14 protein-coding genes are annotated in these 15038 nt (G+C 69.3%); 3 read left to right on the top strand and 11 right to left on the bottom strand.

The features are described from left to right. Window positions 1–30 precede the first annotated feature (30 nt). The 6 genes from AB0H62_RS25280 to AB0H62_RS25255 form a co-directional block, all read right to left on the bottom strand. On the bottom strand, window positions 31–1353 hold the full coding sequence (locus AB0H62_RS25280) for a DNA polymerase IV (protein ID WP_360588546.1): 1323 nt from the start codon (window positions 1351–1353) through the stop codon (window positions 31–33). Between the two features lies 1 nt (window position 1354). Next, window positions 1355–1672 (bottom strand): transcriptional regulator, encoded by a 318-nt coding sequence (locus AB0H62_RS25275; protein ID WP_220246822.1) that lies wholly within the window; start codon window positions 1670–1672, stop codon window positions 1355–1357. Then, complete coding sequence (locus AB0H62_RS25270; protein WP_360588636.1) at window positions 1669–2301, bottom strand: hypothetical protein; 633 nt, start codon at window positions 2299–2301, stop codon at window positions 1669–1671. Before AB0H62_RS25270 ends, AB0H62_RS25275 begins: the two co-directional genes overlap by 4 nt. A 184-nt stretch (window positions 2302–2485) precedes the next feature. Continuing rightward, complete coding sequence (locus tag AB0H62_RS25265; protein ID WP_360588544.1) at window positions 2486–3220, bottom strand: ABC transporter permease; 735 nt, start codon at window positions 3218–3220, stop codon at window positions 2486–2488. Then, complete coding sequence (locus tag AB0H62_RS25260) at window positions 3217–4131, bottom strand: ABC transporter ATP-binding protein (protein WP_360588542.1); 915 nt, start codon at window positions 4129–4131, stop codon at window positions 3217–3219. The genes AB0H62_RS25265 and AB0H62_RS25260 overlap by 4 nt, the downstream gene beginning before the upstream one ends. 184 nt (window positions 4132–4315) lie before the next feature. Continuing rightward, window positions 4316–5884, bottom strand: coding sequence for an alpha/beta hydrolase (locus tag AB0H62_RS25255; RefSeq protein WP_360588540.1), 1569 nt, complete (start codon window positions 5882–5884; stop codon window positions 4316–4318). A 282-nt stretch (window positions 5885–6166) separates the two neighbouring features. Here AB0H62_RS25255 and AB0H62_RS25250 point away from each other — a divergent pair, with 282 nt between their 5' ends. Beyond that, on the top strand, window positions 6167–7336 hold the full coding sequence (locus AB0H62_RS25250) for a macrolide family glycosyltransferase (RefSeq protein WP_360588538.1): 1170 nt from the start codon (window positions 6167–6169) through the stop codon (window positions 7334–7336). A 313-nt stretch (window positions 7337–7649) separates the two neighbouring features. Continuing rightward, a complete protein-coding gene (locus AB0H62_RS25245; protein WP_360588536.1) occupies window positions 7650–8567 on the top strand; it encodes a hypothetical protein in 918 nt (305 codons plus the stop codon). A gap of 110 nt (window positions 8568–8677) precedes the next feature. On the opposite strand, the gene AB0H62_RS25240 is transcribed toward AB0H62_RS25245, so the two are convergent. From AB0H62_RS25240 to AB0H62_RS25225, 4 genes are read right to left on the bottom strand one after another with little or no spacing between them, the layout of a single operon-like run. Continuing rightward, entirely contained in the window at window positions 8678–10402 is a 1725-nt protein-coding gene (locus tag AB0H62_RS25240) for an aminotransferase class V-fold PLP-dependent enzyme (protein WP_360588534.1), read from the bottom strand. Beyond that, a complete protein-coding gene (locus AB0H62_RS25235; protein ID WP_360588532.1) occupies window positions 10399–11166 on the bottom strand; it encodes an amino acid ABC transporter ATP-binding protein in 768 nt (255 codons plus the stop codon). The genes AB0H62_RS25240 and AB0H62_RS25235 overlap by 4 nt, the downstream gene beginning before the upstream one ends. Beyond that, entirely contained in the window at window positions 11159–12052 is an 894-nt protein-coding gene (locus AB0H62_RS25230) for an amino acid ABC transporter permease (protein WP_220246815.1), read from the bottom strand. Before AB0H62_RS25230 ends, AB0H62_RS25235 begins: the two co-directional genes overlap by 8 nt. Next, window positions 12039–13001, bottom strand: coding sequence for an ABC transporter substrate-binding protein (locus AB0H62_RS25225; protein WP_360588529.1), 963 nt, complete (start codon window positions 12999–13001; stop codon window positions 12039–12041). The genes AB0H62_RS25230 and AB0H62_RS25225 overlap by 14 nt, the downstream gene beginning before the upstream one ends. Before the next feature lie 98 nt (window positions 13002–13099). Here AB0H62_RS25225 and AB0H62_RS25220 point away from each other — a divergent pair, with 98 nt between their 5' ends. Then, the gene (locus AB0H62_RS25220) at window positions 13100–14080 is read left to right on the top strand and encodes a Gfo/Idh/MocA family oxidoreductase (RefSeq protein WP_360588527.1); all 981 of its coding nucleotides are present in this window, start codon (window positions 13100–13102) and stop codon (window positions 14078–14080) included. Here AB0H62_RS25220 and AB0H62_RS25215 read toward each other — a convergent pair. Beyond that, window positions 14038–14619: an NADAR family protein gene (locus AB0H62_RS25215; RefSeq protein ID WP_220246812.1), complete on the bottom strand. Its 582-nt coding sequence runs from the start codon at window positions 14617–14619 to the stop codon at window positions 14038–14040. The two genes, AB0H62_RS25220 and AB0H62_RS25215, sit on opposite strands and share 43 nt — an antisense overlap. Window positions 14620–15038: the final 419 nt, after the last annotated feature.

Genomic DNA, 15038 nt, shown 5'->3' with positions numbered 1-15038 from the left:
CCGCCACTCTCGCAGTGGCGGCCCTTCCGTCTACTTGAGACAGTCCTGGGGGTCCCCGCGGGTCAGCGCCGGGTCGTTCTGCTCGAACGTCTTCGCCACGCCCGGGCCGGACGTGCGTGTCTCGAAGCGCACGGTCACGCGGCCGTGGCCCGCGCCCTGGACCCAGCCGGTGCCGAACTCCGGGTGCACCACGTCGTCGCCCGGGCGCCAGCCGCTCGACGACACCGGCGCCGACCCACCCGGCGACGGCACCACCGCCACGACGGGCTCCGGCGAAGGCCCGGCCGGTACGGCGAGCGAGAACAACGCGTCCTGGTGCGGCACCGAAAGCCCGCTGAACGCCACCCCCGCCAGGCGCACGCCACCGAACTCCTGCGGATCCAGCAACAGCCGCTCGGCGGTGGCCGCGAGCTGGTTGAGGTCGTCCGTGGGCGAGGCCGTGGTTTCCGACCGCGTCACCGTGCTCATGTCCGTGTGCCGCAGCTTCACCACGACCGTGCGCGCGACCCGGCCCGCCTTCACCAGCCGCGAATGCGCCCCCGCCGCGATCTTGCGCACCTCCGCCCGCAGCCGGCCCAGGTCCACGATGTCGACCTCGAACGTCGTCTCCGCGCTCACCTGCTTGGCCTCCCCACGCTCGGCCACGGGCCGGTCGTCAGTGCCACCGGCCAGCTTGCGCAGCTCACGCCCGACCACGCCGCCCAGCGTCGCCGCCGCGTCCGGCTCCGACAACGCCGCCAGCTCCCCCAGCGTCAGCACGCCGATGGTGCGCAGCTTCGCCTCCGCGACCGGACCGATCCCCCACAACGCCCGCACTGGCAACGGCGCCAGAAACTCCCGTTCGGTGCCCGGCGGCACCACGAGCAGCCCGTCCGGCTTCGCCCGATCCGAGCCGATCTTCGCGACCTGTTTGCCCGTGCCGGCCCCGATCGACGCCGTGAGCCCGGTCTCCGCGCGAATCCGCGCCCGCAGGTCGTCGGCGAACCGCCTCACCTCGTCCACCGACGCACCGGACAGCGAAGGTGGCTCCGCGAAAGCCTCGTCCAGCGATATCCGCTCCAGCACCGGCGCCACGTCCGCGACGATGTCGAAGACCTGCTTGCTCAACGTCTCGTACAGCCGGAACCGCGGCGGCAGGACGACCGCACCCGGCGGCAACAGCCGCCGCGCCTGCGACATCGGCATCGCCGAACGCGCACCGTACTCACGGGATTCGTAGCTCGCCCCGGCAACGACACCACGCGGCCCCGTGCCGCCGACGACGACCGCGCGGCCCCGCAGCGTCGGGCGCGTGAGCTGCTCGACCGAGGCGTAGAAGGCGTCCAGGTCGAGGTGGACGACCCAGCGGGTCACGTCAGCTCCCGCCGGTGGCGTCCAGCAGCCGGTGCAACGCCGTCGTGTAGGACTCGAAAGCCGCGCGGCCCTTGGCGGTCAGCTTCACGAGCGTGACGGGCGTGCGGTGCTCGTAGGCCTTGGTGATCTCCACGTACTCGGCGTCTTCGAGCTTGCGCAGGTGCGTGGAGAGGTTGCCGGCCGTCATGTCGAGCAGCTGCTGCAGCCTCGGGAAGGTGATCTGGTCGCCGTGGTGCAGCCCGGCGAGCGCGACGGTGACGCGCAGCCTGGCCTGGGCGTGGATCACCGGGTCGAGCTCCGGCAGGCTCGCCTCGGTCACCGGTCGGCCACTCGCGTCGGACCGGATCGCCGTTCCCGGATGAAGTACACGACGGATGCCACGAGGAACCCGCCGCCGCCGGCCAAGGACAGCACGAGGAAGTTGCCCGGCACGCCCACGAGCACGCTCGCTCCGCCGCAGACGACGATCCAGGCGCCGAAGCCGTACTGCAGCTTGTCCTGCCACAGCATCCCGCCCGCGAGGTACAGGACGCCGGTCAGCAACAGCGACGTGCCCGACCACAGCAGGGAGATCGTGTGCGGGTCGAGCTCACCCGCCTTCATCACCCGGACGTTGATCAGCGACAGCGCGGCGAACGAGATCATCCAGCTCCAGCCGTACATCGCGCCGGTGCGACGCGACGGGCCGCGGATCCCGCGGCTGATGCGGCCGCCGTAGTAGGCCGAGTACGCGATGGCCGCCACGAACAGCACCGCGACCACGATCCCCGCGACCCACCCGGGCATGAGCGGCCTCGCGTGGCTGTCGTCGGCCAGGTACACCAGTCCCCAGCCGACCAGCCACGTGAAGGCCCAGACGCCGAGCAGACGCGCCGGGCTGGCCCCCAGCTCCCGGCGCGTCCGCTCGTTCTGTCGGGCGATGAGGTTCAGCGACTCGGCTGCCGACATCGGCTGCTCTTCGTCGTCATCCACCTTGTTTCGCCCTCCCACCGTGCTGACCCCTATGCAGCACGGAAGTTACTGTGCTGCTGGTTACCAATCCGACCACAGTCACGGCGGGAAGGGTTGCCACACACGGTAACGTCCAGTTCCGTGCCCGCCTACTTCTGGTCGGATTGGTAACAGCAGTCAACTAACTGACCTTGGCCGTGTCCAACCGGAACCGCCGGACGACCACCAGTGCGGGCACGACCAGCCACGCCGCCAGCACGCCCACCGCGAGACCGAGCCCGCTCGCCCCGCCCACCGGCATCGTGCCGACGCGGCCGAGCCAGTACGTCGGGAAGAAGTGCGCCACCGTGGTCATCCAGCCGGGCATGATCGACAGCGGCATCCACAACCCGCCGAACACTCCGAGCGGCAGCATCAGCGCGCCGGTCATCGCGCCGACGGTGTCGCCCTTGCCGAACAGCCCGAGCAGCAGGCCCAGCACCGCGAACGGCAACGCGCCCAGCCACAGCGCCACCGCCGTGAGCACCCACTGCGCGGCCGTGAGCTCGACCCCGCGCAGGGCGCCGGCCACGAAGATCACCACGAGCACCGGCAAGGCCATCGCCATGGCGGAGGCGATCTTCACGAACACGTAGTCCGGCGCGCGCATCGGGGTGAGGCGCAGCTGACGCTGCCAGCCGTCGGTGCGTTCGGTCGCCACCCGCGTGCCGGTGAACAACGCGCCGCTCAAGGCGCCATACGCGCCCATGTTGATCATCGTGGTGGTACTCGCCTTCACCCCGTCCGGGCCGACGTAGTCGCCGAACAGGCCGCCGAAGAGCAGGAACATGCCCAGTGGCACGGCGATCGTGAACAGCGCGAACTGCGGGCTGCGCACGATCCGCACGATCTCCAGGCGCAGGTAGACGAGGTTCATCGCAGGGCTCCTTCCGGCTCGTCGGTGTGCTGGTCGCCGGTCAGCGCGAGGAACGCTTCTTCCAGACCCACTGCCTGGATCTCGATGTCGCTCGCGTCCGGGAACGTGGTGAGCAGCGCGCGGATCGCGAGGTCGGAGTCGGCGCACGCCAACTCCGCGCGGGCGCCCTGGATGCGCGCGGTGGTGACCCCGGCGAGTGCGGCCAGCTCGGCCTCGTTCGCACCGGGCACCACGGCCCGCAGCACGCGTCCGGAGACGGCGGCGCGGACGTCGGCAACCGTGCCGTCGGCGACCACGCGGCCGTGGCGCACGAGCACCACGCGGTCGGCGTAGTCCTCGGCCTCGGCCAGGTAGTGCGTGGCGAACAGCACCGTCCGGCCGCCTGCGCTGAACTCGTGCATCGAGGCCCAGAACGAGCGCCGGCCGTCCACGTCCATGGCGGCGGTCGGCTCGTCGAGCACCAGCAGCTCGGGGTCGCCGGCCAGGGCCAGCGCGTAGCGCACCCGCTGCAGCTGGCCGCCGGAAAGCTTGCCGCAGCGGCGGTTCGCGAAGTCCGTGATGCCGGCGCGCTCGAAGACCTCCGCGGCCGCCAGCGGCTTGCGGTACATCGAGCGCATCAGCGCGACGAGCTCGGCCGGCGTGGTGTCGCGCAGCAGGAAGCCGTTCTGCACCATCGCGGCCATGCGCCCGGCGTCGACGGCCGCCCGCGCGTCGCCGCCGAACACCCGCACCTCGCCCTCGTCGGGCCGGGTGAGCCCGAGCAGCATGTCGATGGTGGTCGACTTGCCGGCCCCGTTGGGGCCGAGCAGCGCCACGACCTCGCCGCGGCTGACCTCGAGGGTCAGCTCCTCGACGGCGTGCACCGGCCCGAACCGTTTCGTCAGGCCTCTCAGACTGAACGCCTCATTCATCCCGTCCCCCATCGACTTTGCGTTGCAAACCTGCTGGGGAACTTTGTAACACAAACCTCGCTGCAATGAAAAGTGCTACGAGCCGCGAACTTGGTAGATCAAGGTCTTTCGAGGGCCCTGGAAACGACGAAGCGCCGGGCGGGGACAGTGCCCCACCCGGCGCTTCGGCCGGCGTTTCAGCTGGTCAGAGGTGACCCAGCAGCGGAAGCGGGTCCGCCTTGGCCTTCGCCTCCGCGGACGCCGACGGGGCCGGTTGCGGCTGCGGCAGCGGCGCGCACTCGACGTCGGCGGTGCGGCCCGGCTTGCGGGCCGGCAGGGCGCCGGTCGCCAGGTAGTCCGCGATCTTGGTGTCCACGCACGCGTTGCCGCGCGGCGTGATGGCGTGGCTCGTGCCACCCGGCTCCGCGATCAGCGACGCACCCGGGAAGCGGCTGCGGACCTCGAGGCTGCCCTCGTACGGCGTGGCCGCGTCGAGCGTCTCGTCGATCATCAGCACGCTCTGCACGCCCTTGCCGTCGACCTGCACGGGCTTGCTCGCCTTCGCGGGCCAGTACACGCAGGGGGCGTTGAACCAGGCGTTCTGCCAGGTGAAGTACGGCGCCTTCAGGAAGGTCTTCCAGTTGTCGAGGCGCCACTGGTTCCAGTTGGTCGGCCACTGCACGTCGGTGCACTGCACGCCGAGGTACACGGCGTAACCGTTGTCGCTGTCGGACTCGAACAGCGCCTTGACCAGCGACGGGTCGTTCTTCGTGACGATCGCCGACAGGGCGTCTGCCACGTCCAGCCAGGTGAGCTGGTAGTAGCTGGCCTGCTGGATCACGTCGGTCAACTCGTCGGGCCCGATCTGGCCGCCCGCGGGCTTGAGCGAGAGCTTGACCAGCTCACGGTCGACGGTCGCCTTCACCGAGGCCTGCGTCTTGCCCAGGTGGTAGGTGCTGTCGTACTTGGCGAGCCAGCCGAACCAGATGTTGATGTTGCGGTCGAACGCCACATCCTGGTTCAGGTTCGCCTGGTACCAGACGTCGCGCGGGTCCACCGTCGAGTCGAGCACCATACGGCGCACGCGCTGCGGGAACATCGTGCCGTAGACCTGGCCGAGGTAGGTGCCGTAGGAGTAGCCGTAGAAGTTGATCTTGTCGGCACCCAGGGCGGCGCGGATGGAGTCCATGTCGCGCACCGAGTCGGTGGTCTTCAGGTTGTCGAGCAGCGCCTTCGGGTTCTTCTTGGCGCAGTCCTCGGCGTAGCCCTTGGCGCGGTTGAGCCACGCCTTCTCGAGGCTCGGCGTGAGCGGCACGTACGAGGGCCGGTCGAAGCTCGTGTAGCTGTTGTCGCACGAAAGCGCGGGCTTGCTGGAGCCGACGCCGCGCGGGTCGAAGCCGATCCAGTCGTACGCGTCGCCCGCGTGGTTGGGCACGTTGGCGCCGACGCGCGAAAGCGTCAGGCCCGAGCCGCCGGGGCCACCGGGGTTGGTGAGCATGACGCCCTGGTACTGCGCGTCCGGCGCCTTGTGCTTGATGCGGCTGACGGCGAGCTGCGCCTTCTGGCCGCCCGGGTTGCTGTAGTCCAGGGGCACGGTCACGAAACCGCACTGGGCGCCGGCCGCCTGCAGGCCGGCGTTGTCGCACTGACCCCACGCCACGGGCGGCGGGGTGTAGGCGGCGGGGGCGGTGGCCGGCGCCGCTGACGCGACGGGCGCGGTGACCAGCGAGGCCAGCGTCGCGACGGCGACTGCCGCGAAGACAGCACGTCTCACGGGAGTTCCTTCCCTGTCGGGGTTCTCGTCTGTCGGGTCCGCCAGACGTTAGTCGTCTTGGCCGCGCCCGGCCGGTTGATCGCGGCGCTCTGCCCGATAGTCCCTACGAAAGGTGGACGTCGGAAATTCGGTTGGTCCCCGCGCCGGGTCGCCGTTACGGTGGCCGCCATGACGATCTTCCAGCGCTTGCGGCAGCTTTAGCCCCGGCGTGACTCTTCACGGCCGCGCGTCCGCGGCCGTCTTCCTTGCGCGCCGCGTCCTCCCCCTTTGACGGAGTCGTTCATGCGCGAACACATCGTGATGGTCGGTACCACCGCACCGAGCCACATCTACCCGTCCCTCGGCGTCATCGCCGAACTCGTGCGGCGCGGGCACCGGGTGAGCTACGTGGTGGGATCGCCTCTCGAATCACTGGTCACCCCCACGGGCGCCCGCGTCGTGACCCACCCGACCCTCCTGCCCCTCGGCGAGGCCGGCGCGTGGCCCGACGACCCGGCCGACGCCATGCGCGTCTTCCTGGACGAGGCGATCGCCGTACACCCGCAACTGCTGTCGACGTTCGACAACGATCACCCCGACCTGGTCCTCTACGACATCGGCGGCCTCGGCGCGCCCCTGCTCGGATCCCGGTACGGGGTGCCCGCCGTGCAGCTGTCGCCCACGCTTGTCGCATGGGAGGGCTACGACGAGGACATGAGTTCGGTGATGGACCCGATCAAGGCCTCACCGTCCGGTGTGGACTACGCCCGCACGATGACCGCGTGGCTGCGGGAAAACGGCGAGACCGAGGAGGCGTGGACCTGGCTGTCCCACCCGCCGCGGGTGCTGTCGCTCATTCCGCGAACGATGCAGCCCCACGCCTCCCGGGTCGGGCCGCACGTCCGGTTCGTCGGACCATGCCTGTCGCCCGATCGACTGGCGGAGTCGTGGACCCCGCCTGATTCGAGGAAGCCCGTGCTGCTGGTTTCGTTCGGCACGGCGTTCACCGACCAGCTACCCGTGTACCGGGCTTGCCTGGAGGCGTTCGCCGACTCACCTTGGCACGTCGTGATGTCGATCGGCTCGTTCGTGTCCGCTTCGGACCTGGGCCCGCTGCCACCGTCGTTCGAGGTGCACTCCCGCGTCCCCCAGCTGGCGGTGCTTTCGGCGGCCTCGGCGTTCATCACCCACGCCGGCATGGGCAGCTGCACGGAAGCGCTGTGGTACGGCGTCCCCACCGTGGCCATCCCGCAGGCCGCCGACCAATTCGGCAACGCGGCGCAACTCGAGACGCTCGGAGTGGGGCGACACTTGCCGGCTTCGTCGGTGACCGCTGCTTCCTTGCGTTCGGCGGTCGCCGAGGTCGCGGGCTCCGCCGAGATGGCCGCACGGCTGTCGTCGTTGTCCACGGAAATCCACGCCCACGGCGGCATTTCGGCGGCGGTTGATGCGGTGGAGGCGTTCTTGAAGTAACCCACACGCGTATCATCAAGCCCCGGCGGTAATCATCGCCGGGGCTTTTCTTTTCGCACGTTACGCCATTTGTGTTGCCATTGTATTTTTGCGCTACCAGGCGCGATTCACCGACTCAGCGGTACGAATCACCACCAGGAACCGAGGACGATCACATGATTGCCGAGGGGAGTCGGGAAGGGGATCAATGGCGCATTACCCGAGCTGCGAACGCGCCCGAAGCCGTACGTGCCGGTGTCAAATGTGCTGCGGGGCAGAGCATGGCTGGACCGGCTCGATCAGGTTGGCAAAGGCACCGGACCCACAGGACCGGGTGAACCTGAGGAAGGCCGCCGACAAGGCGTGGGACGCTGCCGCAGAAAGAAAAAATCGTCCCGACAAGAGCACGTACCGCGAGAAGGCGGCGGCGATTGATACCACCGTCGCCGAGATCATCGAGCAGCTTGCCCGTGACTACGCACGGAATCCCAAGGAAAAACTTCGGAAAACGGCAAAAAGACCAGGCGGTTCGGCAGGCCACCTGGGAACCGAAGATCGACCGATGGACGTGCATCCAGAACCGCCCCCGGCGAATCCTCCCGTGACGCGTCAACCCGCCGGCGAGCCCAGTGAGCCTGGTTTGCCCGCACCCGCAGGTCAGGGACCAGGCCCAGAACACCCCGACGATGAGGACCGAGGGTCGCCGCACCGATCCCACGACTCCACGGTCGAGGAAATCGAATGGCTTGGCGACGCGCTGACCGACATCGTCCTGAAAGACATCAAGAAGGCATACCCCGGGCCACTGCCGGAGTCGACCAAAGTGGCACTCGCCGACCACTTCTGGTGTGACCTCCTGGCCCACCTCGCTCATGTCATCGACGAAGGCCTGAAGTTCTTCGACGACATTCCCGACCGCGTCACCAAGCTCATCCTGGAGTCCCGCAAGGAGCACCGACGGCTGCCGCTCGAAGAGATCGTCGTGAAGACGGCGGTCAAGAGTGTTTGGAGCCTCCTGCAGCCGCCGCTGACGCCGTTGGCAATACTGAATGGGTTCAAGAAGCTTCTGCCTGCGGTACGGATCCTGGCCGTGCTGATCTGCAAGTCACCGGAACGCCACGAAGCCGTGGTGACCTACTGCATTGATCCGCTGGCGAAGTCGCTGACCGAAAAGGTGAAGAAGCGGCTTCTCAAAACCCTGAGCAACTGGCTGCCTGGGCTGATGGACGAGGCGGGCCCAGCGGCGGCATGACCGGCTGACCCAGCGGCGACCTCCTTCAACTGACTCGGCCTCACCGAGCGGCCACGGGCGAGCCTGTGGTCGCTGCGCCGTCCGTCCCGACCAGCCGACGGCGCGCGGGCTCAGGCTCTGATCTCATTCAAGTAGTTGTAGATCGTGTACCGGGTCACGTCCAGGTGGGTGGCCAGGTGGTCCACCGCGTCCTTGATGAGGAAGAACCCCGCCTCGTCGAGTTCGCGCACGACGGCGGCCTTGTGGCGCTTCTTCATGAGGTCCACGGGGATGCCCGCCTTGCCGATGGCGCGGTCGACCAGGAAGCGTTGCAGGCTGTCGACGTCGGGCGGGAAGGTCTCGGGCCGCGAGGCAGCCGCGTCCGAGGACGGTGACGTTTCGCTGTTCACGCACAGGCAGCCGACTGCCACGCCGTCGGCGTCGCGGAGGAAGAGGGTGGACGAGCGGATCGCGCGGCCGTCCGGGCCGTGAGTGCGGTAGTTGGTCAGGTCCTGCGTGGTGCCGCGGCGGACGAGGCCGAGCAGGAGGTCCGTCATGGGCCCGCCGGCGGTGCGGCCGGTGACGTCGCCCGCGATGGCGACGATGGAGTCGGGCAGGCGGGACAGGTCGTGGAGCAGGACCTCGTTGCCGGGGCCCAGCATGGCGGCCAGGCCGTCGACGGCGGGGATCAGGGCGGTGAGCAACGCGGGCGTCGCACCACCCGAAACCACCGACGGGAAAGTCACCGAGGTACGCGGGCGCATGAGACTGTCCAAAGCGGACCGGACGGCCTCGGCGGCGGAAACCGGCGTTGACGCGTGCGGCGAGAGGCGGACGTGTTCCGGCCGGACCGTTGCCGCGATGCCGGCCGCCGACAATGCCGCACCCACCTGTTCCGCCGGGTGGCCGGGCAGCTCGAACGCCAGGATCCCCGCCCGGCGGTCCACCGCGGACACGACCGAAGCGCCCAGCGACAGCAGCACTTCCTCCAAGGCGTCCACGCGTTCGCCGATCCGGCCGGCGATCGCCCCGACGCCCGCCTCCTCCACCAGCTCCAGAGCCGCCGCGAAGGCACCGGACGTGATGGGGCTCAGGTTCGAGATCGACCAGCCCGCGGCGGTCGTGTCGGCGGGGTGGATCTCGTCGTCGAACAGGCCGGGGTCACGCGCACCCGTCCAGCCGGACAGGATCGGGTCCATGCGCTCCAGCGCACGGTCGGACAGCACCGCGAAGCCCGTGCCCCAGCCGGCGCGCAGCCACTTCTGGCCGCCGACCACGAGCACGTCCGCGACCTCCCACGGCGCCTCGATCACGCCGAAGCCCTGGATCCCGTCGACGACCAGCAGCCGATCGCCCACCACCTCGCGCAACGCGGCGAGGTCGGCGCGGTAGCCGGTGCGGAAGTCGACGGCGCTCACCGACACCACCGTCGTCTCGGGCGTCAGCGCTTCGGCAACCCGGGAAGGCGTGACAAACCCGGCGGGCAAGCGGCGAACCCGCACCCGCCCGGCCTGGGACGCGCGCGCCCACGGATACGTGTTCGCCGGGAACTCCCCCGTCGAGACCAGCACCTCGCCGTGGGAGTTGAACGCCGCCTGGAACAACCCCAGGCTCGTGTGCGGCAGCAGCACGGTGTGGTCGGTGTCGCTCCCGCACAGCCGCGCCGCGGCCGCCTTCGCGCGCGTCTCCTGGCGCATCAGTTCGTCCACAGTGGACGGACCGGCCTTCGTCGCCGCTTCGAGCAGGCTCGCCGTGGTGTCGAGCACCGCGTGCGACGGCGGCCCGAACCGCGCGAAGTCGAGGTAGCCGGCGGGCTCGTCGAACTGCAGCAGGTACCGGGGCGAGATCCGCGTCACGAGAGGACCCGCGCGAGGAACTGGCGGGTGCGCTCGTGCGCCGGGTTCTTCAGCACGGTCTCGGGCGGGCCCGTCTCGACCACCGCGCCGTCGGCGAGGAACACCACCTCGTCCGCCGCCTCGGCGGCGAAGGCCATTTCGTGCGTCACGACCACCATCGTCATCCCCTCCCGCGCCAACGTACCCATCACCGCCAGCACCTCCCCCACCAGCTCCGGGTCGAGCGCCGACGTCGGCTCGTCGAACAACATCAGCTTCGGCTTCATCGCCAGCGACCGCGCGATCGCCACACGCTGCTGCTGCCCACCGGAAAGCTGCGCCGGGTACGCGTCCGCGCGATGGGCGAGCCCCACGCGGTCCAGCAGCTCCAACGCCTCCTCGCGGGCCCGTGACGGGTTCATCCCGAGCACCCGCACTGGTCCCTCGATCACGTTCTCCAGCGCCGTCCGGTGCCCGAACAGGTTGAACCGCTGGAACACCATGCCGATGTCCCGCCGTTGTCGCGCGACGTCCTTTTCGCGCAGTTCATACAGCTTCCCGCCGCGCAGCCGGAAGCCGATCGGCTCGCCGTCGACCCAGACCTGCCCGGCGTCGATCGTCTCCAGGTGGTTGAGGCAGCGCAGGAACGTGCTCTTGCCCGCCCCCGACGGTCCGAGCAAGCACACCACCTGCCCCCGGCGCACTTCGAGGTCGATGCCCTTGAGTACCTCGGTGTTCCCGTAGCTCTTGCGCACCCCCACAGCACGCAGCAATGGCTCAGACACGGGCACTCCTCACCAGCGGCATCCCCCGCAACGCCTTCCCCACCCTCGCCGCGGGCCCGCGATCGGCGGCGCCGAACGAGCGTTCCAGGTAGTGCTGCCCGACGCCGGCCACCGTCACCACGACCATGTACCAGATCGCGGCCGCGATGAGCGTTTCCATGACCAGCAGGTTGTTGGACGAGATGTTGTTGGCCGCGTGGATCAGCTCGGTCACGCCGATCACCGACGCCATCGAGGTGCCCTTGAGCATGTTGATGAAGTCATTGCCGGTCGGCGGGATGATCACGCGCATGGCCTGCGGCAGCACCACGCGCCGCAGCGTCGCGCCCGGAGTCATGCCGATGGACTTCGCGGCCTCGGTCTGCCCGACGTCCACACTGGTCAGCCCCGCGCGCACGATCTCGGCCATGTAGGCACTCTCGTTCAATGCCAAGCCGAGCAGCGCCGCGGTGAACGCGCTGATCAGCACGTTCGTCTGCTCGTGGACGAGGTAACCGCCGAAGGGCAGCGGGATCGAGATCGTCGGGAAGATCAGCGCGAGGTTGTACCAGATGAGGATCTGCAGCAGCACCGGAAGCCCGCGGAAGAGCCAGATGTACGCGGCCGCGAACCATTTCGCCACCGGGTTGGCGCTGCGGCGCAACAGGGCGATCAGGATGCCGAGCACGATGGCCACGGCCTGCGAGATCACCGCGAGCACCACCGTGTTGAGCAACCCGACGGCCATCACACGGTAGAACACGAAGTCGGGCACCGAGTCCCACTCGATCTGGGCCTGCGCGAGCGCGAACCCCAGCAGCACGAGCAGGGCGACGATGACCACCGCCGAAACCCAGCGGCCCCAGTGCTTCAGCCGGACGATCGGCAGCGGCTCAGCTCCCGCCATTGACGGCCGCCTCCTTGACCGCGCCCTGCTCCACGCCCCAGGCCTGCAGGATCTTGCCGTACGTGCCGTCTGCGACGAGCTCCTGCAGCGCCTGCTTCACGGCGTCGCGCAGCTTCGTGTTGCTCTTGGTGAAGCCGATGCCGTACGGCCCGCCCTCGATCGGCGCGCCCGGCACAACCTCGAAGAACTTGCCGTCACCCGCGGTTCGCGAGATGTAGACGGCGCTGGGCAGGTCGTTGAGGATCGCGGCGACTCGGCCGGTGCGCAGCTGATTCTGGTTCTGCGTGTCGGAGTCGGTGGCCGTGACGGTGATCGCCGGCTTGCCCGCCTGCGTGCACTCGGTGCTCTGCGCGGCGGCGAACTTCTGGTGGCTCGTGCCCTGCACCACGGCGACGTTCTTGCCGCACAACGTGTCCGGGCCCGTGATGTCGTCGGGGTTGCCCTTGCGGACCATGATCGTGATGCCGGAGGAGAAGTAGTCGACGAAGTCGATCTGCTGCTGGCGTTCCTTGGTGTCGTTCATCGCCGCCATGGTCAAGTCCACGCGGCCGGACTGCAGGCTCGTGATCAGCGAGCCGAACGCCATGTCCTGATACGACACCGTGACGCCCAGTTTCGCGCCGATCGCCTTCGCCAGGTCCACCTCGTAGCCGATCGGCGTCTTGCCGTCGCTCGAGTAGAAGTTGTTGGGCGCCGACTGGATGTTCGACGCGAGGTGCAGCGTCTTGGCCTGTGCGACGGCGGCCGGCAGGGCGGCGGTGAGCTGCGCGTCGGGCTTCACCGCGGCGATCAGCGCGGCGTTGTCCGGGATGGGCGAGGCTCCCGCGCCGGCCGGCTGCTGCGCGCCGCCGGCGCCGTCGGGACCACCTCCGCAGGCCGCGGTGACGAGGGCGAGCGCACCGGTCAGCAGGGCGGCCTGCCAGGCGCGGGTACGGGACGGCGACGGCATCGGGGACCTCCAGGGCGTCGTGGTGGGCGGAACGGTACAACCGGCTGTTGAAGTGGTCAACAACCAGTTGAAGTCCGCTGGTCCGCTAAGGTTCGATCATGCGCATCGGAGTGCTCGGAGCCGCGGGAATCGTCCCGGAAGCCCTGCTCAAGCCGGCCCGGGAGAACCCGGACGTCGACATCGCGGCCATCGCGGCGCGCGACATCTCGCGCGCCCACGAGTTCGCCACGAAGCACCGCATCCCCGAGGTGCACGCGACCTACGAAGAGCTGCTCGCGGACCCGTCCATCGACGCCGTGTACAACCCGACGCCCAACGGCCTCCACGGCCGCTGGACCCTCGCCGCCATGGCCGCCGGCAAGCACGTGCTGTGCGAGAAACCCTTCACCGCCAACGCTTCCGAGGCCCGCCTCGTCGCCGACGCGGCCGAGGCGGCCGGGCTCGTGGTGATGGAGGCCTTCCACTACCGCTACCACCCGTTCACGCGACGCATGGAGGAACTGCTGGCGTCCGGCGAGCTGGGCGAGGTGCAGCACATCGAGACCGCGGTGTGTTTCCCGCTGCCGCGCTTCAAGGACATCCGCTACAACCTGTCCCTTGCGGGCGGCGCCACCATGGACGCGGGCTGCTACGCCGTCCACATGGCACGCGTGCTGGGCGGCGCGACCCCGTCTGTTGTGGATGCCCGCGCCAAGCTGCGTTCCCCGGAAATCGACCGCGCCATGACGGCGTCCTTGCGCTTCCCGTCCGGCGCGACGGGCCGCGTGCGCGCCTCGCTGTGGTCGTCGGACGTCCTGCGCATCAGCGCCCGCGTCGTCTGCAGCGGCGGCGAGCTGCGGGCGATCAACCCGCTCTCACCGCAGTTCTGGCACCGCCTGTCCATTCGACGCGGCGATTCCCGCTCAGTGGAACGCTTCTCCCACCGGCCCTCGTACGCCTACCAACTGGAAGCCTTCGCCGACGCGGTATTGCGCGAGGTGCCGAGCCTGACGCCCCCCTCGGACGCCATCGAAACCATGACCGTCGTCGACGCGATCTACGAGGCCGCCGGCTTGCGCCCTCGCGTCCCCACGTCCTGACGCGCCTTCATCAACGCGAACCCCAGTAGGTTGAGCCCCCGCCACGCGCGGGGCTCGCCCACGCGCTGGTCGTCCGGCGCCAGCCCGATCCCCCACACTCGATCCACCGGGCTCGCCTCCACGAGCACGCGCTCCCCCGTGTTGGCCAGGAACTCGGCCAGCCCGGCGTTCTGCCCGAACTTCGCCACGTTCCCCTCCACGACGATGTCGAACCGGCTGGCGTTCCACACTTCGGCGTCGAAGCCTCTTACTTCGCGACCGAGGGCCTTCGCCGCGCCCGGATGCGGCGCCACCCGAATCCGCTGCGCCGCGCCCTCGTCCCCGAACAGCCTCGCCTTCCGCCACATCATGTAGTGCTCCGCGGTCGCGAACAGCCGCCCGTCCACCTCGAACCCCGCCGGCCACCACTGGCTCAGACACCCGGCCCCGATCCGCCAACCCGGCTCCGGCCGGTGCCCCCAGAACGGCAGGTACTTGAACCGCCGCCCCCGGTCCAAGGCACGACAGAGCTCATCGAACGTCCGCGGCTGTGGTCCCATACGGACAGTGTGAACGACTCCGGGGAGTTTCGCCCGAAGTTTTCGCAGGTTGACGGGGTGGAGGCTGGGGTTTGGGGGTATGGGGGCGGCTGGATGGGGGATGGGGGTTTGTCGCTGAGTGGGATATGGGGTGGGGTTGTTGTTGGGGGTTTCGTGGTGCGAGGCAGGGTGAGGGTGGTTGGTGGGGGTGGTTGATTCGCTGTGGGATTCGCTGGGTCCGGCTCATGGGGGCAACGCGAGTTGACCCTCCGAGGCGATGCTGGGCGGCTCGCCTCGGCAAAGCTGGGCGGCTCACCCTGGCAATGCGACTCGGCCCACTCCCAAGACGTAACCCACCTCAGCATTGCTGAGTTGACCCACCTCTCACAACACAACCCATCCCCCACGTCTCAAGGCACCCGTACGCACAACGCAACGCA

The organism is Amycolatopsis sp. NPDC050768, assembly GCF_040654155.1.
Lineage (GTDB): Bacteria > Actinomycetota > Actinomycetes > Mycobacteriales > Pseudonocardiaceae > Amycolatopsis.
The sequence above is the reverse complement of the archived record's forward strand: the minus strand, read 5'-3'. Positions and strand labels throughout refer to the sequence as shown.

Coding starts and splice junctions, on each gene's coding strand:
- AB0H62_RS25220 (WP_360588527.1), top strand. CDS start 13,100: ATGCGCATCGGAGTGCTCGGAGCCGCGGGAATCGTCCCGGAAGCCCTG.
- AB0H62_RS25225 (WP_360588529.1), bottom strand. CDS start 13,001: ATGCCGTCGCCGTCCCGTACCCGCGCCTGGCAGGCCGCCCTGCTGACC.
- AB0H62_RS25215 (WP_220246812.1), bottom strand. CDS start 14,619: ATGGGACCACAGCCGCGGACGTTCGATGAGCTCTGTCGTGCCTTGGAC.
- AB0H62_RS25270 (WP_360588636.1), bottom strand. CDS start 2,301: ATGTCGGCAGCCGAGTCGCTGAACCTCATCGCCCGACAGAACGAGCGG.
- AB0H62_RS25260 (WP_360588542.1), bottom strand. CDS start 4,131: ATGAATGAGGCGTTCAGTCTGAGAGGCCTGACGAAACGGTTCGGGCCG.
- AB0H62_RS25250 (WP_360588538.1), top strand. CDS start 6,167: ATGCGCGAACACATCGTGATGGTCGGTACCACCGCACCGAGCCACATC.
- AB0H62_RS25265 (WP_360588544.1), bottom strand. CDS start 3,220: ATGAACCTCGTCTACCTGCGCCTGGAGATCGTGCGGATCGTGCGCAGC.
- AB0H62_RS25230 (WP_220246815.1), bottom strand. CDS start 12,052: ATGGCGGGAGCTGAGCCGCTGCCGATCGTCCGGCTGAAGCACTGGGGC.